Source organism: Nocardia sp. NPDC004604 (assembly GCF_040609795.1).
In the GTDB taxonomy this organism is placed as follows: Bacteria; Actinomycetota; Actinomycetes; order Mycobacteriales; family Mycobacteriaceae; genus Nocardia.
Window position 1 is genome coordinate 1 of sequence record NZ_JBEXLC010000105.1, and the last position, 21,661, is coordinate 21,661.

At 65.6% G+C, this 21,661-nt stretch carries 21 protein-coding genes and 1 pseudogene; 8 read left to right on the top strand and 14 right to left on the bottom strand.

Annotated features, from left to right (window positions below; genetic code table 11):
* The 5 genes and pseudogenes from ABZW16_RS30650 to bluB form a co-directional block, all read left to right on the top strand.
* Positions 1–260 (top strand): annotated as a pseudogene (locus tag ABZW16_RS30650) (hypothetical protein); the annotation flags it as partial.
* Between the two features lie 117 nt (positions 261–377).
* Positions 378–1,535, top strand: a complete 1,158-nt coding sequence (locus ABZW16_RS30655; RefSeq protein ID WP_354959568.1) for a ferredoxin reductase — start codon at positions 378–380, stop codon at positions 1,533–1,535.
* A 79-nt stretch (positions 1,536–1,614) separates the two neighbouring features.
* Positions 1,615–3,036 (top strand): fatty acid desaturase, encoded by a 1,422-nt coding sequence (locus tag ABZW16_RS30660; RefSeq protein ID WP_354959569.1) that lies wholly within the window; start codon positions 1,615–1,617, stop codon positions 3,034–3,036.
* Between the two features lie 94 nt (positions 3,037–3,130).
* The gene (locus tag ABZW16_RS30665; protein WP_354959570.1) at positions 3,131–4,378 is read left to right on the top strand and encodes a fatty acid desaturase; all 1,248 of its coding nucleotides are present in this window, start codon (positions 3,131–3,133) and stop codon (positions 4,376–4,378) included.
* A 157-nt stretch (positions 4,379–4,535) separates the two neighbouring features.
* Complete coding sequence (bluB, locus tag ABZW16_RS30670) at positions 4,536–5,171, top strand: 5,6-dimethylbenzimidazole synthase (RefSeq protein WP_354959590.1); 636 nt, start codon at positions 4,536–4,538, stop codon at positions 5,169–5,171.
* Positions 5,172–5,299: 128 nt separating this feature from the next.
* Here the strand turns inward: bluB and ABZW16_RS30675 are convergent, their stop codons facing one another.
* Positions 5,300–6,592 (bottom strand): acetyl-CoA C-acyltransferase, encoded by a 1,293-nt coding sequence (locus ABZW16_RS30675; RefSeq protein ID WP_354959571.1) that lies wholly within the window; start codon positions 6,590–6,592, stop codon positions 5,300–5,302.
* Positions 6,593–6,926: 334 nt separating this feature from the next.
* On the opposite strand from ABZW16_RS30675, the gene ABZW16_RS30680 reads away from it, so the two are divergent.
* The 3 genes from ABZW16_RS30680 to ABZW16_RS30690 all read left to right on the top strand — a co-directional run bounded on the left by ABZW16_RS30680 (position 6,927) and on the right by ABZW16_RS30690 (position 8,670).
* Positions 6,927–7,643: a helix-turn-helix transcriptional regulator gene (locus ABZW16_RS30680; protein WP_354959572.1), complete on the top strand. Its 717-nt coding sequence runs from the start codon at positions 6,927–6,929 to the stop codon at positions 7,641–7,643.
* Positions 7,644–7,655: 12 nt separating this feature from the next.
* Positions 7,656–8,072 carry a hypothetical protein gene (locus ABZW16_RS30685; RefSeq protein ID WP_354959573.1) on the top strand — a complete coding sequence of 139 codons (417 nt, stop codon included), beginning with the start codon at positions 7,656–7,658 and terminating at the stop codon, positions 8,070–8,072.
* Between the two features lie 73 nt (positions 8,073–8,145).
* Complete coding sequence (locus tag ABZW16_RS30690; RefSeq protein ID WP_354959574.1) at positions 8,146–8,670, top strand: hypothetical protein; 525 nt, start codon at positions 8,146–8,148, stop codon at positions 8,668–8,670.
* A gap of 115 nt (positions 8,671–8,785) precedes the next feature.
* On the opposite strand, the gene raiA is transcribed toward ABZW16_RS30690, so the two are convergent.
* The 13 genes from raiA to ABZW16_RS30755 form a co-directional block, all read right to left on the bottom strand.
* Positions 8,786–9,475: a ribosome-associated translation inhibitor RaiA gene (raiA, locus tag ABZW16_RS30695; RefSeq protein ID WP_354959591.1), complete on the bottom strand. Its 690-nt coding sequence runs from the start codon at positions 9,473–9,475 to the stop codon at positions 8,786–8,788.
* A 263-nt stretch (positions 9,476–9,738) separates the two neighbouring features.
* Complete coding sequence (locus ABZW16_RS30700) at positions 9,739–10,383, bottom strand: ComF family protein (RefSeq protein WP_354959575.1); 645 nt, start codon at positions 10,381–10,383, stop codon at positions 9,739–9,741.
* Between the two features lie 76 nt (positions 10,384–10,459).
* A complete protein-coding gene (gene lpqB, locus ABZW16_RS30705) occupies positions 10,460–12,277 on the bottom strand; it encodes an MtrAB system accessory lipoprotein LpqB (RefSeq protein ID WP_354959576.1) in 1,818 nt (605 codons plus the stop codon).
* A gap of 2 nt (positions 12,278–12,279) precedes the next feature.
* Entirely contained in the window at positions 12,280–14,127 is a 1,848-nt protein-coding gene (gene mtrB, locus ABZW16_RS30710; protein WP_354959592.1) for an MtrAB system histidine kinase MtrB, read from the bottom strand.
* 74 nt (positions 14,128–14,201) lie between these two features.
* Complete coding sequence (gene mtrA / locus ABZW16_RS30715) at positions 14,202–14,888, bottom strand: MtrAB system response regulator MtrA (protein ID WP_354959593.1); 687 nt, start codon at positions 14,886–14,888, stop codon at positions 14,202–14,204.
* Between the two features lie 69 nt (positions 14,889–14,957).
* A complete protein-coding gene (locus ABZW16_RS30720; protein WP_354959577.1) occupies positions 14,958–15,599 on the bottom strand; it encodes a dTMP kinase in 642 nt (213 codons plus the stop codon).
* A gap of 67 nt (positions 15,600–15,666) precedes the next feature.
* Positions 15,667–17,151 (bottom strand): adenosylhomocysteinase, encoded by a 1,485-nt coding sequence (ahcY, locus tag ABZW16_RS30725; protein WP_354959578.1) that lies wholly within the window; start codon positions 17,149–17,151, stop codon positions 15,667–15,669.
* 68 nt (positions 17,152–17,219) lie between these two features.
* Positions 17,220–18,377, bottom strand: coding sequence for an alkane 1-monooxygenase (locus ABZW16_RS30730; RefSeq protein ID WP_354959579.1), 1,158 nt, complete (start codon positions 18,375–18,377; stop codon positions 17,220–17,222).
* A gap of 191 nt (positions 18,378–18,568) precedes the next feature.
* Entirely contained in the window at positions 18,569–19,189 is a 621-nt protein-coding gene (locus tag ABZW16_RS30735; RefSeq protein ID WP_354959594.1) for a TetR family transcriptional regulator, read from the bottom strand.
* 39 nt (positions 19,190–19,228) lie between these two features.
* Complete coding sequence (locus tag ABZW16_RS30740; RefSeq protein ID WP_354959595.1) at positions 19,229–19,420, bottom strand: rubredoxin; 192 nt, start codon at positions 19,418–19,420, stop codon at positions 19,229–19,231.
* Positions 19,421–19,461: 41 nt separating this feature from the next.
* On the bottom strand, positions 19,462–19,635 hold the full coding sequence (locus tag ABZW16_RS30745; RefSeq protein ID WP_354959580.1) for a rubredoxin: 174 nt from the start codon (positions 19,633–19,635) through the stop codon (positions 19,462–19,464).
* Positions 19,636–19,637: 2 nt separating this feature from the next.
* The gene (locus tag ABZW16_RS30750) at positions 19,638–20,876 is read right to left on the bottom strand and encodes an alkane 1-monooxygenase (RefSeq protein WP_354959581.1); all 1,239 of its coding nucleotides are present in this window, start codon (positions 20,874–20,876) and stop codon (positions 19,638–19,640) included.
* Positions 20,877–21,113: 237 nt separating this feature from the next.
* Positions 21,114–21,632 carry an NUDIX domain-containing protein gene (locus ABZW16_RS30755; protein WP_354959582.1) on the bottom strand — a complete coding sequence of 173 codons (519 nt, stop codon included), beginning with the start codon at positions 21,630–21,632 and terminating at the stop codon, positions 21,114–21,116.
* Positions 21,633–21,661 lie beyond the last annotated feature (29 nt).

Below are 21,661 nucleotides of genomic sequence, written 5' to 3' on the forward strand. Positions count from 1 at the left end.
CCGATGTGACGGGTGCGAAGCTGCGCCCCGACCTCGACGACGCGGTGGTCCGGCTGGCCGGACCGATCGGCTATGACCGGATCGCGTCGGTGCATGTCGATCTGGCCGAGGCCGAACCCGAGGTGGCCAAGGCAGTCGATGTGGTGGACGCGGCCGATCTCGGCGATACCGATGCCGAGTTCGTGCTCGGCGACGCCGAGGACCATCAGCTCGCCTGGTACGCCGCCCAGGAACTGCCGTTCCTGCTCGAATTGCTGTGATCCGGGCCGAATCACGGTGAGTCAGCACCTGCGCATCCCGCGCAAACCTACGATGCCGTAACCTGACAGCGAGGCGGCTCCGCTAGTGGCCGCACGACAGGGAGACGAACTGCGGCAATGGTCTTGAAAAAAGCGGCATCCTCGGTGCGCACGGTCCGGGAGTGGCTGGAGGCTCCGGCGGCCGAGGTCGCCGAGCGCGGCGGACGGCTGAACGTATTGCGCGGCGCGGTCGCCCGCGTGACCACACCACTGCTGCCCGACGACTATCTGCACCTGGCGAATCCGCTGTGGTCCGCGCGGGAGCTGCGCGGCCGAATTGTCGAAGTGCGCAAGGAAACCGCCGATTCGGCCACCCTGGTCATCAGGCCGGGCTGGGGCTTCGACTGGAAATACGAACCGGGTCAGTACATCGGCATCGGCATCCTGGTCGACGGCCGTTGGCACTGGCGCTCGTACTCACTGACCTGCCCGCCGAACTGGACCGATCCGGAACACCGCGGCAAGCGCACCATCTCGATCGCGGTGAAGGCGATGCCGGAGGGCTTCCTGTCGAGCCATCTTGTCAGCGGTGTCGCCGCGGGCACCATTGTCCGGCTGGCCACGCCGCAGGGTGGTTTCGTGCTGCCGTCGCCGCCGCCGGAGAAGGTGCTGTTCCTGACCGCGGGCAGCGGTATCACCCCGGTCATGGCCATGCTGCGGGCGCTGGATCGCCGCGATGTGGTCACCGATGTGGTGCATGTGCACTCCGCGCGCAGCCTCGACGATGTGATGTTCGGCGCCGAACTGCGCGACCTGCACGACCGGCACCCCAGCTTTTCCTCGCACCTGCACCTCACCGACGAACAGGGCCGGTTCTCCCTTACCGCACTCGATGATCGGTTCCCGGATTGGCGCGAGCGCCAGACCTGGGCCTGCGGCCCGGCCGCCATGTTGGACGAGATCGAGCAGCACTGGCGCGAGGCGGGCGTCAGCGATCGCCTGAATGTCGAGCGATTCGAGATCGAACGCTCTGCCATCGGCGAGGGCGGCACCGTCACCTTCGCCAGGACCGGGCGCACCGCGCAGGTCGACGGCGCGACCAGTCTGCTGGAGGCGGGCGAGGCTGCCGGTGTGCAGATGCCGTTCGGCTGCCGGATGGGCATCTGCCAAACCTGTGTCGTGACACTGGCTTCCGGACATACCCGCGATCTGCGCAACGGTGACGAGCGCCGCGAGGGCGACAAGGTGCAGACCTGTATCTCGGCCGCGGCGGGCGACTGCACGCTCGACGTCTGAGACAGCTAGCACTCAGCCCACCCGCCGGGAGGATCCGGCAGGTACCCTCGAGGTACATCCAGTCAGTGAAAGGACCCCGGTGGCCATCACCGATATCAAGGCGTTCGCTCATCTCACGGCGGGCGACATCGAAACACTGGGGCAGGAACTCGATTCCATTCGCCGCTCCGTCGAGCTGTCCCGCGGCGAGCGTGACGCGAAGTACATCCGGCGCACCATCGCCGCACAGCGTGGCCTCGAGGTGCTCGCGCGCGCGGTGCTGTTCGGCAGCCGCAACCGCTGGGCCTGGCTGACCGGTACGGCACTGCTGTCGGTCGCCAAGATCATCGAGAATATGGAGCTCGGGCACAACATCAGCCACGGGCAATGGGACTGGATGAACGATCCAGAGATCCACTCCAGCACCTGGGAGTGGGATATGACCGGGCCGTCGGCGCAGTGGCGCCGCGCGCACAACTACTCCCACCACACCTACACCAATGTGCTCGGCAAGGACGAGGACCTCGGCTTCGGCATCCTGCGGATGACCCGCGACGAGCAGTGGCGGCCGATCCACCTGGTCCAGCCGCTGGCCAATATCCTGCTCGCAGCCACCTTCGAATGGGGTATCGCGCTGCACGATTTCAGCATCGAGAAGGAACTGTCCGGCGTACCGCCCAAGGAGCTGATGTCGGAGCCGAACAAGGAGTTCGCCCGCAAGATCACCCGCCAGGTAGCCAAGGACTTCGTGTTCTACCCCGCGCTGACCGGGCCCGCCTTCATGTCGACGCTCAAGGCGAACGCGACCGCCAACCTGGTGCGCAACCTGTGGGCCTATGCGGTGATCTTCTGCGGCCACTTCCCCGACGGCGCCGAGAAATTCACCATCGAACAGCTCGAGGGCGAGACCAGCGGTGAATGGTATCTGCGCCAGATGCTCGGCAGCGCCAACTTCAAGGCCGGGCCCGCCATGGCCTTCATGAGCGGCAACCTCTGCTACCAGATCGAACATCACCTGTTCCCCGATCTGCCGAGCAACCGCTATCCGGAGATCGCGGCGCGGGTCCGCGAACTGTGCGATAAGTACGACCTGCCCTACACCACCGGCTCACTCGGCAAGCAGTATCTGCTCGCCTTCCGGACCATCCACAAGCTGGCGCTGCCGGACCGCTTCCTCAAGCGCACCGCCGATGATGCGCCGGAGACCTCCTCGGAGCGCAAGTTCGCCGGCATCTCGCTGCCCGCGATGCCGGCGATGCCCAATACCGAGCGCTGGGCCGACAAATGGAACGAGACGCATTGGCTGCCCGTCGACCCGGAGACCGGTCAGCGCCGCGGGCTGCGTTCGGCGCTGACCGAGGCCAAGGTGGTACTGCGGGAGAAGGCACGGCACGAGAAGGAAGTGCTGCGCGAGGCGAAGCTGGCGCTGCAGGAGAAGGCACGTCAGGAAAAGGCGACATTGCAGCGGAAAGCCGCGCGTGAGCGGGCGATTCGTCGGATCCGACGCCGCAAAATGAGTTAGCATCCGGCGTTCCCATTTGCAATGGGGGATTTACCACATCCCGGAGACGGTCCCCGTAACCTACGGTCTCGTAACTTACGGTACTGTAACCGCCATGGCGATCTCGGATGTCAAGGAATACGCGCACCTCACAGAGGCCGATGTGGAGGCACTAGGCGCGGAATTCGACGCGATCCGCCGTGATGTCGAGGCCTCGCGCGGTGCCCGTGACGCGCGGTACATACGCAATGTCATCCGACTGCAGCGCGTGCTCGAGATCAGCGGCCGCGCGGTGCTGTTCGCCAGCTTCCTGCCGCCCGCCTGGTTCACCGGTGTCGCCCTGCTCAGTGCCGCCAAGATCATCGAGAACATGGAGATCGGGCACAACGTCATGCACGGGCAGTGGGATTGGATGAACGATCCCGAGGTCCACTCCAGCTCCTGGGAATGGGATAACACCGGCCCGTCCAAGCACTGGAAGCACACGCACAACTACCTGCACCACAAGTACACCAATGTGCTCGGCATGGACGACGACATCGGCTACGGCCTGCTGCGCGTCACCCGCGACCAGCGCTGGAAGCCGTTCAATATCGGCAACCCGATGTACAACCTGCTGCTGCAGATGTTCTTCGAATTCGGCGTCGCAGTGCAGCATCTCGAGCTGGGCAAGGTCGGCCGGTACCAGCCGGATTCCGCCGAGCGGGCCGAATTCGAGGTCAAGCGCAAGGAAGTGCTGGTCAAGATCGGCAAGCAGATCGGCAAGGACTACCTGCTGTTCCCGCTGCTGACCGGGCCCGCCTTCGTCTCGACGCTCACCGCGAACCTCACCGCCAATATCATCCGCAATGTCTGGACCAATGCGGTGATCTTCTGCGGCCACTTTCCGGACGGTGCGGAGAAGTTCACCAAGGCCGATATCGACGGCGAATCCAAGGGCCAGTGGTACCTGCGCCAGATGCTGGGCAGCGCCAATATCTCCGGCGGTCCGCTCATGCACTTCATGACGGGCAACCTGAGCCACCAGATCGAACACCACCTGTTCCCGGACCTGCCGAGCAACCGCTACGCCGAGGTCGCGGTGCGGGTGCGCCAGCTGGCCGACAAATACGACCTGCCCTACACCACCGGCTCGCTTCCGGTGCAGTACTTCAAGTCCTGGCGCACCATTCTGAAGCTGTCGCTGCCGAACAAGTACCTGCGCGCGACCGCCGACGATGCCCCCGAAACCGCCTCGGAGCGCAAGTTCGCGGGTGACACCGCCGCCAGCTTCGATCCGGTGACCGGTAAGCGTCGCGGGCTGCGCACGGCACTGAAGCAGGGCCGTCGCCGGATCGCGCGGCGGGCCGTGCCGATCGGCTGACGCGCAGTCACAACGAGGGCGCCCACGGAAGTCCGTGGGCGCCTTCGCCTTTCGATGGACATATCGGCTCGCGGCCAGTGCGCTCGCAGTATCCCCCTGGGCCTCGACGGGAGCGCGGGTTGCGGCTGGTTGACTGATGGGCGTGGGTGCGGAAGATCTGAGCGTTTACGAGGCCATCCGGATGCGGCGGGATGTGCGGGCCGAATTCACCGGTGACCTCGTCGATGATGCGACGCTGTGGCGGATACTCGATGCCGCACATCGCGCGCCCAGTGTCGGCAATTCGCAGCCGTGGGACTTCGTGGTGGTGCGCGAGGGTGCGACGCTGCGGAAGTTCGCGGAGCATGTCGCGCAGAAGCGGATCGAATTCCGGGATGCACTTGCGCCGGAGCGGGCGGCGACCTTCGAACCGATCAAGATCGAGGGCATTACCGAGAGCGGCACCGGCATCGTGGTCACCTACGACCACGACCGGGGCGGCCCGCAGGTCCTCGGCCGCGCCACCGTCCCCGAAACCGGCATCTACTCGGCGGTCCTCGCCATCCAGAACCTCTGGCTCGCCGCGACCGCGGAGCAGATCGGCGTCGGCTGGGTCTCGTTCTACGACACCGAATTCCTATCCGACCTGGTCGCCCTCCCCGAAGGCATCCGCCCCGTCGCCTGGCTGTGCGTAGGCCCCGTCCACCAATTCCAGCCCATACCCGACCTCCAACGCTTCGGCTGGCGCACCGGCCGCCCCCTCACCGACGCCGTCCACCAAGAAACCTATTCCCCCGCCGCTCCGCGCCTTTAGGCCATACAAGTTGGGTGCCACGCACGTTGCGTTCAGGTCCTACGTTGAGTGCCAAGTGAGTTTGGGCGTTCCCGACGAGTTACCCAGATACTCACAAAATCAGTTGTCACTGATCGCACACGCGGTGATCAGACGCGCTCCAGCACTGCCGATGCGCCGATTCCGCCTGCGGCGCAGATGCCGAGGAGGGCGGCGGTTTTGCCGGTGCGGGCCAGTTCGTTGGCCATTGTGGTGACCATGCGGGCGCCAGTGGCGCCGAAGGGATGGCCTAGGGCGACCGAGCCGCCGTGCACATTGAGTTTGTCGATATCGACCTCGCCGACCGCGGTGTCGCGATCGAGACGGGTCTTGGCCCACTCGTCGCTGTTCAGTGCGGCGAGCACGGACAGCGTCTGGGCGGCGAAGGCCTCGTGGATATCGACGAAATCGATATCGCCCAATGACATTCCGGCCTTATCGAGGGCGCGCGGCATGGAGATGGCCGGGCCGATCAGCACCTGATCGGTCGGGTCCACACTGACATAGCTCCAGGAGCGGAACGCGGCCAGCGGCCGATAGCCGAGGGCATGCGCGGTCTCCTCACTCATCAGCAGCACCGCTGACGCACCATCGGTCAGCGGGCTGGCATTGCCCGCGGTCACGCTGCCGTCGCGGGCGAAGACCGGCTGCAACCGCGCCAACTTCTCGACGCTGGTACCCGCGCGCACCAGTCCATCGCGGGTGATATCCGCGCCGTCCGGCGTGCGCACCCGCAGCACCTCGTCATCGAAGCGCCCCGAATCGATGGCCGCGGCGGCACGGTGATGCGAACGTGCCGCGAACTCATCCTGATCCGCGCGGCTGATCCCGTGGATGCGGGCCATCTTCTCCGCCGACTCTCCCATCACCTCACCGGTGGTGCGTTCGGCGATCTTCGGTCGACTCGGCAGCAGATCGGTGAACGGCGCGAGCTGACGCGCCGCCGCGAGATAATCCTTCGGCTTCGGCTTGCCCAGCGCCAGCGGCGCTCCGGCGTGCACCAGCTTCTGCGGCAACTTCACCTCGGCATTGCTGGTCGAATCACTGCCTCCGGCGATCATGATGTCGTATTCGCCGCGCTCGATCGCCGCGACGGCCGAGGTGATCGCCTGCAGTCCGGAGGCGCACGCCCGCGTCACCGTGTACCCCTCGCACCCGGCGTCGAGACCGAGATCCAACGCGATCTCGCGCGCGATATTCGGCGCCGCACTCGGCAGGATCACCCCGCCCCACACAATGGCCTGCACCTGTGCACCGGGCAGCCCGGTCCGCTCCAGCAGCCCGCGCACCGCGGCATCGGCCAACGCGATCGAATCCATCCGCGTGTAGTCGGTGAACGCCTTGATGAACGGCGTGCGCGCACCGGAGACGATGACGGCACGGCGAGCAGCATTGGTAGCCATGGGGGTTGTCCTCCTCGAGAGACCTATTCCCCAAACTTACTCGGAAGTAAGTTCAAGGTCCAGACCGACGTACTCGGCTCAGCGATCCCCTCCATCTGCCGCTGAGCCGAGACGCCGCACACCCGAAACGAGCCTGCGCTCAACCGGTCCCGGCCTGCGGCGCGCCGTTGCGCAGCAGACCGGGGGCGCCCGTCCCGGCGAACGCCCCTGCTCATTCCGGAACCCGCAAGGCCGACGTCGACACCCTTCCGGCGCAAGGAAACGATAGCAATCTTTCCATTCGTTTTTCAAATCTTTTCTATGAAGTTGTCTTTTCACCCAAAAGAGCTCTAGCATGAGCCTCACTATGCAAAGCCCTTCGGAGCTGTCGCGACATAAGCGCTTCGGCCGAATCATCAAGGAGCGCCGAGACGAACTCGGTCTGACACAGATGCAGATCGGCGATCTGGGAGGGCCCTCGGCGCCGACGATCCGCAAAATCGAAGACGGCGATGCGGCGATCAGCACGCACACCCTGAACAAGCTCGACACACCGCTGCGCTGGCTGCCCGGCAGTGCGGCACGCACCTACGCGGGCGGCGACCCTGCCGCGCGCGAGGACGCGGCGCCTGCCGCGAGCACCGACGAGTCGATCGTCTCCGGACCCGATTCGATCCGCTTCGAAATCTCGGATCTGACCGGGCTGCTCGCGGCATCCGGTCGGCTCAACGACGCGGTCGAACGCGTCCGGACCACCGAACCCCGACTGCTGTCGGCCATTTCGGAGCTGAACGACGTCGTCTCTCGACTGTCCGCGCGCTATGCCACCGCGATGCTGGAACGCAACGGCGGCCCGGGCCGACCCCTGCACCCCTTGGTCGCCATGGCGTTCTCCCATCTGCTGGACGTGCCAGCCGAATCGAACGATCCCGCCGAACTATTGGAACGACGCTATCGTCGCTGGCTGGCCGGGCGGGTGGAGGAAGTGGACGCCGGCACCGAGGCCAGATTCCGCGCGCGCTGGCTGGCGGCCAATCCGGGTGCGACATCGATTCGAAACGGCAAGAAGTAGAGGGCGACGCAGATGACCGACGAGGCGACGAACCGAGCGCGACTGACGCTCAGCCACAAGGTGAATCGACTTTTCGCGACCGTGCACCCGCGTTCGGAGCCCGAGCGCACGACCGCCTCGGTCGCCGAACAGGTCGGCACACAGTTGGGCCGCACCGTCCCGGCGGATCAGCTCGACCGGTTGCGCCGAGGTGAATTCGACTCCGCACCAGTCGGATCCGACCTGCTCGCCGCGATCGCCCACTGTTTCGGGGTGAGCGTGGACTATCTGACCACCACCGGCGCCGCAGCGGCCGCGATCGATCGCGAACTCGAACTGCTGGCCACCATGCGTGACGCCAATGTTGCCAGCATCGCGTTGCGCGGGTCCGATGTCGATCTCACGGCGTTGACCACACTCATCGAAAGTACGGACCAACCCATGCGGTGACCGCGGATCGGGCAGTTTTCAACGGCTGGGTAGCATCGTGAGCTACCCGCAGCGCTGTAGGAGATCGCCACGAATGCCCGGTATGGAGAACCGGTTCCGGGAGGTATCCCGGGACGTACCGGTACCGTCCCCCTGGAACCTGAGCACCTACCTCGACGCCGTCGCCGAGCATCGAGGCCGCACCATCACCCTGCAACCGGTGGACACCGCACTGCTCGCCGGCACCGGCTGCGGCACCGGCAGCGGCCTGTGGATCGCCAAGCGCGACAGCGACATCATCGTCTACGGCGCCGATACGACCGAATGGCATGCCGAGCACATCATCGTGCACGAACTGGGCCACATGCTGCTCGGCCACGGACCGGAATCGGCGACCGAGCCATCGGCGCCGACCCCGCGACCGCTGTCGGCCATCGCCGAACTGCTGCCATCGATCTCCCCGGAGTCCATCGCATATGTGCTGGGGCGCAGCGATTATGAATCCGCGCGCGAACGCGATGCGGAGACCTTCGCCGACCTGGTCATGCTGGCGGCCATGCGCCCGCAACGCCGAGATTCCTTGCTGCACAGAACCTTTTTCCGAGACCGACGGCGCTGATCGCTCACGCGATAACCGCATCGGGAAGCCGATCCGATCCGGACAGCAGGTCCCGCAACACAAAATCTCCGGGCACCCAGCTGATCGGCTGAATGCCCGGAGAAGCAGGGGGAGCCTACGCGAGCCGGATCAGGCCGTAGTCGAATGCATGGCGACGGTAGACGACCGACGGTCGGTCGGTCTCTTTGTCCTGAAATAGGAAGAAGTCGTGGCCGACGAGCTCCATTTGGTAGAGCGCATCGTCGACCGACATCGGGGTCGCACTGTGGACCTTGGTCCGCACGATGTGGCCGGGACCGGCCGCGTAATCCTCAGGTTCGATTTCGGTGGGCCTACGGCCCTCGACCTCGGGATGGAGGTGCGCTGCCGCTGTCTCGTTCAGCGGCGCGAACAGCGAATCGTCGATCAGATCAGCGGTAGCCTCCGCGACCGATACGGGCGTCTTGTCCCCGTAGTGCACCCGGCGCCGGTCCTTCGTGCGACGCAATCGGCTCTCCAGCTTGCCGGTTACCGATTCGAGGGCAGCGTAGAAGCTGTCCGCACAGGCCTCCGCCCGGACGACCGGGCCCTTGCCGCGCGCGGTGATCTCGACGCGCTGGCAGCTCTTGCGCTGACGACGGTTGCGCTCGTGGAACAACTCCACATCGAAGAGGAAGATCGACGGATCGAAGCGCTCGAGACGGGAGAGTTTCTCCGCGACGTAAATTCGAAAATGGTCGGGAACCTCGACATTGCGGCCCTTCACCACGACATCGCCGCGAGGCGCTCGAGGTCGGTCCGCTGCGGGTTCGGCTGTCTCCTCCAAGGTGCTGTCAGCCAGCACCGAGGACTGGGCCTCTTTAACAGAGGGGGCAACTTTCACTGAAGGTCGTGAAGAAGTCGTCACGCGTACCTCCCGGATATGGCCGCACAGACCAACGTGCGTGCGGCGGGATTAGCCGTGCCGATAGACACTCTCTCGGCACATGATGTCCGAGGCGCCACCTCCAAACTCCCGGTTCGGGTGTGTGATCGCGACGCTAGTACGCCAACGAGCGGTCCGCCAGTGTTCACGCAAATTTCCCGGAGTCAAGCCGAACACGTCACCAACACGGCACATACCGGCACCCGTATCCGGCCGAGCGCGCGGACCGATTCACGGGCCGTCGCGCCGGTCGTCAGCACATCGTCGACCAGCACGACCTCGGCATTCCCCGGGATCTCCGATACGGCACCGGCACCTGGCGCGGCCACTACGTGACCGCGCATATTGTGTTGGCGCTCACTGACTGTCAAGCCCACCGAATCCCGCACACCCCACCACACCCGCAACATCGGTACCACCCGGCAATCCGGCAGCCATCCCGCCGCCGCCCGCGCCGTCCGGACCACTGGATCCCCGCCGCGACGTCGTGCGGCCGCCCGCCGACTCGGCGCCGGGATCAGTACCAGTGGCCGCGCATCGGCGCGCAGCCGCATCAGACCGGCCGCCAGCGCCAGCCCCAACGGCTCCGCGAGATCGCGTCGCCCGCGCTCCTTCACCGCGAGCACCGCCCGTCGCGCCGGACCCGCGTACGGACCGAGCGCCCAGCACGGCACACCGGGATCGGTGCGCGGTCGCACCCGCATCGGCGGCCGGGCCAGCGTCGCCGCACATTCCGCACACCAGCCGACCCCGACCGCACCGCATCCGGCGCAGTCCGTGGGCAGGATCAGATCGAGCAGTGTCCGCATCGCACGAGTCTGCGCCCACCCACCGACAGGTTTACTCCGGCCGAATGTCCTGTCTCAGTACCCGTTTCGCCGCCGGTCAGCCGGGCAGTACCGGGACCGAGTTCTCGCCATTGAGGCCGGGTACCTCGCGCCAGAAGCGGTCCGTGGTCTGGTCGCTGTACTGGAGTTGGAGCACCGCGCGCGAATCTCCCACATACTCGGCTTCGGGCGAGGCACTGACCACCCGAACGGGCGCGGTCAGATTCTGGCTGATCTGCGGGGTCGGCTGCGATCCGTCGATCGAAACAGTTGTCAGCGGATCGACGTTGCCCTCCCTCGCGATGACGATGGTTTCCGCGGTAAGCCAGCTCAACGACACCGCCCGGGTGCTGAGTGTCAGTGCTAGTTGCAGCGGCGAGGTGAGCGCATACTTGCCGTCCGGGCGCCGTTCGACCACCGCGACATAGACCTTGCCGTCGGCGATGAGCGCGGCGCGCACGCCGGTGCGGGAGACCCGCAATTCGGTAATCGGCAGTCGCAGCGACGACCCCTGTGTCGAGGCCATCAGCGCCGAGATATCGACCTCCTGCACCGAGACCGTCCCGGTGCCGCGATCAGTGACCGCCCGGATGACCCGCTCGCCATCGATGACGGCCCAGGCCGCGGTGCCATCGACATTCCACGACGGTCGGCTGATCGTCGAACCCTCGGCGACCGGGAAGGCATTGCCGCCATAACTGCCGACCATCAGTGTGCGCGGCGGTCCCGGCGGGGGACGCCCGGCGTCGGCAACCGCGGCGACCAGTTGTCCGTCCGGCGATAGCGCGACCGACTGCAGATTGTTCACCGCGCCGAAGTAACCGGGCGGGGTGATCATGCCGCTGTCGGTGACCTGTACCAGCGAACCGTTGCGCAGGGCGTGCAGCCCGATCTGGTTGCGCCCGAGCACGGCGGGGCTGAGCTGTTCGACGTCGGCGACCGACCATCCGTTGGCGGCGAAGCGGTCATCGAACGGTTTGCCGTCGGCGAGCAGCATGTACGGGCCGAGGATTTCGGCACCCGCCAGCGTGAGCACCACCTGTCCGGCCAACAGCTCCTTATCGCGTGGTGACAGTCCGGAGGCGTTCGCGAAATCGATTCGCACCCCGCCGAGTCCCACACCGACGTCGGTGTCGTTGTTATTGGGCTTGGTGATCGGGCCGCGCAAGGTCACCGGTGGCGCGAGTTCATTGCGCACCACCGAGGCGAGTGCGGGCTGGGTGCCCTCGGTGAGCAGGCTGAGCAGCCGCTGGGCCAGCTGGTTCTTGGCCACCGAGATCCAGCGCAGATCCGGGACGAGCGCGGCGCCGGACAGGTCCACGAAGTACAGCACGTAGCGGCGGTAGGACTTGGCGAACGCGGTCTGCTCCATCACCACGCCGTCGGGCAGCTCATCGATGCGCCATTCGCCGTCGACCTTGGTCATCTCGATCTTGTTTTCCAGCGGCGCGTCGATCGCGCGGTAAGCACCGTCGGCGGCCAACTCGCCGACCTTGTGCGCCCGGATCACATACGTCGCCTTATCACCGGAGCGCGATTCACGCAGCGTATCGGCCTTGTCGACGATCAAGGTGCCCGCGGAGTCGTCCCACTGCGCCGACGCCGACGGTGTCATGTACTGCCTTGCGGCCAGGTGCCGATTGGCCGGATCGGCGGTGGCCTGCAGGAAGTCGCGCAGCAATAGGTCCGGATCGCGACCGGCGATGGGCGGCGGCGGGCCGTCGGAGGTGGGTTGGCGATTGATGGTGCCGAGCGCCTGGGGTGCGGAGGATTCCGGCAGGCTCGCGCATCCGGTGAGTACCAGCAACGCCGCGACCGCCGCCGCGCCGAGCGCGGTCAGCCGCAGCGAAGTGCGCCTCGGATACCAGCTACGCATCCTCATGACTGTACGTCCCCGCCGTCACCAGGCACGCTGTGCCCGGCCTGCCGTGGTTCTGCGCTGTCGGCGTCGAATGCGGCCTCGTCGGCCACTGATCCCGCGCCGTTGCTGGCGATCGGAGCGCCGCCGTTCGAGTCCGAATCGGCGTCCATGGAGTCCGGGGCGGCGATCGGGGGCGCGTCGGCGCCGTTCGTCTCGGCTCGGTGCACCGAAGCCAGCTCCGTGACGGTGCCCTCGGTGGCCGGTACCGGACCGGCCGGTTCGGTACCGGCCACCGAGGGCAATGCCTTGCGCAGTACCGGTTCCAGCGGCAGCGGGCTCGCGCCCATCTTCTTACCGCGCACCAGCGGCAACGTCAGCCGGAAACTCGCGCCGATGCCGATTTCGCCCCAGGCCTCGAGCTTGCCCTCGTGCAGATTCGCATCCTCGACGCTGATCGACAGACCGAGTCCGGTGCCGCCGGAACGCCGCATCCGCGACGGGTCCGAACGCCAGAACCGGTTGAAGACCAGCTTCTCCTCACCGGGCCGCAGGCCGACACCCTGGTCGCGCACGATCACCGCGACCGCATTGGCCTCGACATCGCCGCGCATCCGGATCAGCACCGGCTTGCCCTCACTGTGGTCGATCGCATTGGCGAGCAGATTGCGCAGCACCCGCTCCACCCGACGCGGATCGACCTCGGCGACCAGCGGCTCCTCCGGCATATCGATGACGACCTCGACACCGGACTCCTTGGCCAGATGCCGCACGGTGGAGATCGCGGCCCGCGCGCACATCCGCACGTCGAGCGATTCGACCTGCAATTCGGCGACACCGGCGTCGTGGCGACTGATCTCGAGCAGATCGTTGAGCAGACCCTCGAACCGGTCGAGTTCGGTGACCAGCAGTTCGGAGCTGCGCGCCAGGGCCGGATCCAGATCGTCACTGCTGCCGTGGATGAGGTCGGCGGCCATGCGGACGGTGGTCAGCGGGGTACGCAGTTCATGGCTGACGTCGGAGGTGAAGCGACGCTGCAGATTTCCGAACTCCGCCAGCTCACTGATCTGGTTGGACAGACTCTCCGCCATCTCGTTGAAGGCCTGGGCCAGCCGCGCCATATCGTCCTCGCCGCGCACCAGCATGCGTTCCTTGAGCCTGCCGTCGGCGAAGCGGCCCGCGATCCGCGCGGCCGAACGGATCGGCAGCACCACCTGCCGGGTGACCAGCGCCGTGATCGCGGCCAACAGCACCAGCAGCACGATGCCACCGATCATCATGGTGCCGCGCATCAGCGATAGGCTGCGCTCCTCATTGGCCAGCGGGAAGATCAGATAGATCTGCAGCGTCGGAATCTCCGCGCTCGGGCTGCCGATGATCAGCGACCGGCCGTGATAGCCGTCCGGATCCGAGACCGTGGCGAACTGGTAGCTGACCTGGTTGCGCGCGACGAATCGGCGCAACTCCTCGGGCACCTCCTGGATCGGCCCGGTCGAGATCAGCTGTTGCGGAGTGCCGCCGACCAGGCTCAGCGCCGAGTCGAAACTGCCTGCGACACCGGTGGATTGGCCGGTCCCGCCGCGGTTGGACAGCGCATTGCGCGCATCGATGAGACGCTGCTGCTGGGTGCCGATATCGTGCACACCGGCCAGCTGGCTCTCCACCGTATTGCGGGCGCGATCCATCTCCTCGACCGCGCCGTTGATCTTCGCGTCGATCAGTCGATCGGTGATCTGACTGGTCAGCACCACGCCGAGGATCGTGATGACGATCAGCGACAGCGTGAGTGTGGACACGATGACGCGCAACTGCAGCGAACGCCGCCAAACATGGCCGAGTGCGCTGCCGACTTCCTTGAGCCAAGCCACGACCGGCGCGAGGGATCGTTCGATGCGCTGCACCACTGTGGGCGGGGCGGTCGAACGATCCGCGTCGCCTCCGATCACGGGGGTCCGGCCTTGTAACCGACGCCGCGGACGGTCAGCACGATCTCCGGGTTTTCGGGATCCTTCTCGACCTTCGCCCGCAGCCGCTGCACATGGACGTTTACCAACCGGGTGTCGGCGGCGTGCCGGTAGCCCCAGACCTGCTCGAGCAGCACCTCACGGGTGAAGACCTGGCGCGGCTTGCGGGCCAGCGCCACGAGCAGATCGAACTCCAGCGGCGTCAGTGAGATCTGCGCGCCACCGCGGGTCACCTTGTGTGCAGGCACATCGATGACAATATCGGCGATGGAGAGCAGTTCGGCGGGCTCCTCCTCGGTGCGGCGCAGGCGGGCACGCACGCGGGCGACGAGCTCCTTGGGCTTGAAGGGCTTGACGATGTAATCGTCGGCCCCGGACTCCAGACCGAGCACGACGTCGACCGTATCGGTCTTCGCCGTCAGCATGACGATCGGAACTCCCGAGTCGGCCCGCAACACGCGGCATACGTCGATGCCGTTCATGCCGGGCAGCATCAGGTCCAGCAGCACCAGATCGGGGCGGAGTTCACGAACCGCCGCCAGCGCCTGCGTGCCGTCGCCGACCACATGCGGGTCGAACCCTTCCCCGCGCAAGACGATCGTGAGCATCTCAGCGAGTGCCATATCGTCGTCGACGACCAGAATCTTCGGCTTCATAACTACTATGTTGTCATCTCTCGCGCTCGGAACGGGCCGCCACGCCAACACTGGTGCAATCCCGCCGCACATCCAACCTTATCCGGCAACAAATTCGGCCGCTCGAGCAGCCAGCGTCGCCGGATCGTCACCGGATCGGTATCTCCACCACGGCCCGTACCAGTCCCGTTCGGCCAGCTCACGGTACACCTCGCCGGTGCGCCGCTGTAGACCGCCGTCGCGTTCGTAGGCATCGAGGGCACGGGTCCGGTCGAGTTCGCCACGCAGCCGGGCACGCTCGGCCGCAACCTCGGTCGGCACGTCCAGCAACAGCTGCAGCATCGGCACCGGCAAATCGAAGCGACCGAACTCCAATTCACCCACCCAGCGCACGATTTCACCGTCGGCCGACTGCTGCATGCGCGCGGCCGAGTACGCGGCGTTGGAAGCCACGTAGCGGTCCAGGATCACGATGTCATTGTCGGCCAACAGCTTCGACAACTCATCACGCGCGCCCGCCCGATCCAGCGCGAACATCAGCGCCATCCCGTGTACCGAATCGGCGAGATCGCCATGACCACCACGCAATGCCTCGGCCGCGAGATCCGCGTGGATCGAGCGCCCGTAGCGTGGAAAGGCGAGCGTCCCCACACGCAGGCCCCTGGCGCGCAGCTCCGCGGCAACGCCATCGATCAGCGTCCGCTTCCCGGCGCCGTCGAGACCCTCCACCGCAATCAGCACGAATCCTCCGCCAAATCAATTGCCGCCTCGGCCCGTCGGCCCATATCGGGCCGACGGGTAACCCTACTCAGTAGCGGTAGTGGTCGGGCTTGTACGGACCCTCGACATCGACGCCGATGTACTCGGCCTGATCCTTGGTGAGCTTGGTCAGCGTGCCGCCCAGTGCCTCGACGTGGATGCGCGCGACCTTCTCGTCCAGATGCTTGGGCAGGCGGTAGACCTCGTTATCGTATTCGTCCGGCTTGGTCCACAGCTCGATCTGGGCGATCACCTGGTTGGAGAAGCTGTTCGACATCACGAACGACGGATGTCCGGTCGCATTGCCGAGATTCAGCAGCCGCCCCTCGGACAGCACGATGATCGACTTGCCGGACTCCTTGAAGGTCCACAGGTCGACCTGCGGCTTGATATTCAATTTCGTTGCACCGGAACGCTCCAGCGCCGCCATATCGATCTCGTTGTCGAAGTGACCGATATTGCCGAGGATGGCCTGGTCTTTCATCGCCTTCATGTGGTCGAGGGTGATGATGTCCTTATTGCCGGTCGAGGTGATGACGATATCGGCCTGGCCGATCGCCTGCTCGACGGTGACCACGTCGTAGCCGTCCATCAGCGCCTGCAACGCGTTGATCGGATCGATCTCGGTGACCTGCACCCGGGCGCCCTGTCCCGCAAGCGATTCCGCGCAGCCCTTGCCGACATCGCCGTAGCCGCAGATCAATACCTTCTTGCCGCCGATCAGCACATCGGTGCCCCGGTTGATGCCGTCGATGAGCGAGTGGCGGGTGCCGTACTTGTTGTCGAACTTGGACTTGGTGACCGAGTCGTTGACATTGATCGCTGGGAACACCAGCTCACCCGCCGCCGCGAACTGGTACAGCCGCAGCACGCCGGTGGTGGTCTCCTCGGTGACGCCCTGCACCGATTCGGCGATCTTGCCCCATTTGGTCTTATCGGTTTCGAAGCGCTCGCGCAGCAGGTTCAGGAAGACCTTGTACTCGGTCGAGTGGTCCTCGTCCTCCGGCGGCACCACACCCGCCTTCTCGAACTGCGCGCCGCGCAGCACGAGCATGGTGGCGTCACCGCCGTCGTCGAGGATCATGTTCGCGGGCTCACCCGGCCAGGTCAGCATCTGCTCGGCGGCCCACCAGTACTCCTCCAGGGTCTCGCCCTTCCAGGCGAAGACCGGGGTGCCCTTGGGCTCGTCCATGGTGCCGTGCGGGCCCACGACGACGGCCGCCGCGGCGTGGTCCTGGGTGGAGAAGATGTTGCACGAGGCCCAGCGGACCTCGGCGCCGAGCGCGGCCAGGGTCTCGATCAGCACCGCGGTCTGGATGGTCATATGCAGCGAACCGGAGATGCGCGCACCCTCGAGCGGCAGCACCTCCGCGTACTCGCGGCGCAGGGCCATCAGGCCGGGCATCTCGTGTTCGGCGAGGCGGATCTCCTTGCGGCCGAATTCAGCCAGCGACAGGTCCGCCACCTTGTATTCGATGCCGTTGCGGACATCGGCGGTCAGGGACGTGCGTGCGGGAAGTTCTGAGGTCGTCATCTGCCTCTATCAGCCTCTCCTGGTTCGTCAGTACCGACACAAGGCTAGTCGCTGCCGGACCAGGTGAACTACGCGGTCACGCCGTAAGTCATCAGGATCCGGCGGCGCTTGCGCGGCTGAATATTCGCCAGGGTGATGTCGCCGCCGTAATGGGCCAGTACGCGGTGATCCATGATGGCGCGCCAGAGCGGCGGAACGGCCGCGAACACGATCATGGACAGGTATCCCGCGGGCAGCTGCGGCGCCTGCATCGAACTGCGCAGGGTCTGGTATCGGCGCCCCGGATTGGCGTGGTGGTCGCTGTGCCGCTGCAGGTGGAACAGGAAGATATTGGTGACCAGGTGGTCACTGTTCCAGCTGTCGCGCGGCGAGCAGCGCACGTAGAGGCCATTGGGGCGGCGGGCCCGCAGCAGTCCGTAGTGCTCGATGTAGTTCACCGTCTCCAGCAGCATGACGCCGATCACCGCCTGCAGCGCCAGATACGGCAGCACGCGCCAGCCGAAGACCGCGAGCAGCGTGCCGAACAGCACCACGCTCATCGCCCAGGCCTGCAGGATGTGGTTGTTCGGACTGAACCAGCGTTTGCCCTTGCGAGTGAGGCGCTCGCGTTCGAGCCGGACGGCGGAGCGGTATCCGCCGGAAATGCTGCGCGGCAAAAACTCCCAGAGCGATTCGCCCAGCCTGGCGCTTGCCGGATCCTCCGGCGTCGCCACCCGCGCGTGATGGCCGCGGTTGTGCTCGACGAAGAAGTGTCCGTATCCGGACTGCGCGAGCGAGATCTTGGCCAGCCAGCGCTCCAGATTTTCGACCCGATGCCCGAGTTCATGCGCCGCATTGATGCCGATACCGCTGACGAACCCGAGAGTCATTGCGAGCCCGAGCTTGTCGACCACGGACAGATCGTCGCCCGCCCACATATAGGCGGCGATGAGTAGGCCGATCAACTGGACCGGCAGGAACAGATAGGTGCACCACCGGTAGTACCGGTCGTTGGACAGCAACTCGTAATCCTCATCACGCGGATTGCTGCCATCCTCACCGACGGCCCAGTCCAGCACGGGGATCACGATCAGCACGATGATCGGCCCGATCCACCAGAAAACCGGCGCGCCGGTATGCAAGACCAACTGTGATGGCAGCAATGCGATCGAAGGAGCGACCAGTCCGAGAACCCACAGATGGCGTTTGGGGTCGGGAGACCCCGCCGGTTTGCCAACCGTTTGCACGTTTGCCCCGCTAAGTAAGTACCCTAACTCCGACGCATGACAATACATACAGACTTTACGACCGTTACACAGCGGCTCGCCGTTGAAAGATGTCAGCAGTTAGATGCCTGCCGGTTGGTTTTTAAGCACCTTCACATGCGCCCACAATCACGGCACACTTACCGCAAACCGTCAACTTCCCAATGATGGGATCAGCGCTGTTCTTGCGAGGCAAGAATAGCCTCGACGTACGGACTGAAAACGGCACTCAATTCGGCGGGTGCGTTGCGCCCGGGCGCGGGCGGCGTCGGGATATAACTCAGCGCGATCCGCACCAAAGCCTGGGCCAGCACGTCGGATTCGGTTGCCGTCGCCTGCACCCAGCTGTGCTGGAAGGCGATGGACAGCCGCGCGGTGGCATGTTCGAGCAACGGCTCGGCATCAAGGGTGATGAGCCGCAATAGATCCAGCTTTACCTCACCGGCGACCAGCGACTGCACCAGCGGATCGGCGGCGGCCGCCTGGAAGAAGTCGCGCAGCCCCTCCTCGAATGCGGCGCGCGCGTCGTGAATATTGCCGTCGATCGCGGAGCCGACATGATCGACCAGATCGTCGGCAAGGCGCAGCGCGTAGGACTGCGCAAGCCCGGCGCGCGAACCGAATTCGTTGTAGAGGGTCTGCCTGCTGACTCCGGCCCGAGTGGCCACATCGCCCAGGGTGATCTTCGACCAGTCCCGCTCGGTCAGCAGTTCGCGCATCGAATCCAGGACAGAGGTGCGCAGGAGTTCCCGCGCCGCCTCCTGATAGGAAACCCTCGGTCCGGTGCGCGGCATACCCGCGAGGTTGTCACGGGTGGTTGCCGCAGTCAAAATTCACGACCGTTCGATCTCGACCATGTAGAAGTCGGCCTTGGCCGCACCACAGTCCGGGCAGGTCCAGTCGTCCGGAATATCGTCCCAGCGGGTGCCCGGTTCGATTCCGTCCTCCGGCCAGCCCTTGGCCTCGTCGTATTCGAAACCGCACTGGATGCACTGGAACAGTTTGTATTCACGCCCGCCCGCCACCCGGCCACCACCCCTCACTGAATCGCTACGCGATGCTGTACTCATTTCGGAACTCCCAGAGGTTCGAAGTCGATCTTCTCGCGCACACCACAATCAGGGCAGCACCAGTCGTCGGGAACCGTCTCCCACGGTGTGCCCGCCGGGAACCCTTCGTGCGGTGCACCTTTCAGCTCGTCGTAGACGTAATCGCAGACGGGACAACGAAATCTGCTCATGATCACGCCTCGGCGCCGGGCGTACCGTAGCGCGCGATCACCTTGTCCCGCTTGCCCGGATGGATATTGGCACGGGTGATATCGCCGCCGTAGTGCGCGATCACCCGCTTGTCCATCACGCGCCGCCACAGCGGCGGGAAGTAGGCGAGCAGGATCATGCTGGCGTAGCCGCTCGGCAGATTCGGCGCACCGTCCCAACTGCGCAGCGTCTGATAGCGCCGGGTCGGATACGCGTGATGATCGCTGTGCCGCTGCAGGTGGTACAGGAAGATATTGGTGACGATGTGGTCGCTGTTCCAGCTGTGCACCGGGGCGGGCCGCTCGTACCGGCCGGATGCGGTGCGCTGGCGGACCAGGCCGTAGTGCTCGAGATAGTTGACCGCCTCCAGCAGGCTGAAGCCGGCGACCGCCTGCAGGATCAGATATGGCAGCAGACCGATTCCGAATACCGCGAGCAGCACCGCGTACAGCGCCACCGACATCAGCCAGGCGCTGAGCACTTCGTTCTGCAGGCTCCACGGCTTCTTGCCGAGGCGCTCGAGCCGGGTCCGCTCCAAGCGCCACGACGAGGTCAGGCTGCCCCAGACCGTGCGCGGCCAGAAGGCCCAGAATGTTTCGCCCACCCGGGAACTCGCCGGATCCTCCGGCGTCGCGACGCGCACGTGGTGGCCGCGGTTGTGCTCGATGTAGAAGTGGCCGTAGCACGACTGGGCCAGGGCGATACGCGACAGCCAGCGCTCCAGATCGACCTTCTTGTGGCCGAGTTCGTGCGCGGTATTGATGCCGATGCCGCCGATCATGCCGACGGTGATGGCCAGGCCGATCTTGTCGACGATGTGCAGTCCGCCGTCGATGCCGAGCCAGCTGAGGTGGTCCGCCGTGATCAGGTAGGCGCCCATGATCAGCGTCGCGTACTGGAACGGCAGGTAGAGGTAGGTGAGGTAGCGGTAGTACTTGTCGTTCTCCAGGTACTCCATCACCTCATCGGGCGGGTTGTCGCCGTCCGGGCCGAAGAAGATATCGGCCAGCGGGATCACCACATAGACCAGCACCGGGCCCAGCCAGAACGGCACCTGGGCCAGCCTGTGCCAGCCGAATTCATTGAACGCCCAGATCAGCGGCAGGCCGATGGTGAAGAGGCCGGTCGGCGCGAACAGCCCCCATAGCCACAGATAGCGCTTGCGGTCGCGCCAGTCGGTCGCCTCGACCCGAGGGCCGGACGCATGAGTTTCCGTGGACATCGTTGTCTCCTCATCAAAGCGGCACATCACATGTGATGTGCAGTACCACTTACTCTTGACAATAAAGATCAATCTGTCTTTCGTCTAGACAAATCAGGCAATTTGTAAAGACTGGCCGAAACGGCAAATCGGACACCGACGTGAGCACGGCACGCCCGAAATGACAATCGCCGCGTCACCCCGGCGAATGCGGGATCACGCGGCGATCGTGCGCGGTATCTGTGGCGGTTCGGCCGATCAGCGCAGCAGGACGTCGGCGTTGTCGGGCAGTGCGTCGACCGGCCACCAGCGCAGGTCGGTGGATTCGTGGCTGCGGATCGGGACGGCACCGGCCGGGGCCACGATGCGGAAAAGCAGGTCGAGATGCCTGGTCGGGCGGCCGAGCGAACAGGTGATCGGATGTGCTTGCGCGCCGTACAGTTCCGGATCCATACGTAGGTCCGGCATACCGGACTCCTCGGTGGCCTCGCGCAGCGCGGCGGCGGCCACCGTCTCGTCACCTTCCTCGCAGTGCCCGCCGAGTTGGATCCAGCGGCCGACGCGCGGGTGCAGGGTCAGCAGGACCGCACGCTCATCATGAGAGAAGACCACGGCCGAGGCCGTGATGTGGCCGGGTGCGTGCTCGCGCAGACATCCGCGCGGTGCGGACCCGAGGAATGCCAGCATCGCCTCCCGCAGCGATGCATCGGTGCCCGTCGCGGGCCGCCACGATTCGAGCAGCGTCGTCGCCGAGGCGTGCAGCGAACTGGCGCTCACTCGTCGACTCCGATAGCGAATTCCCGAAC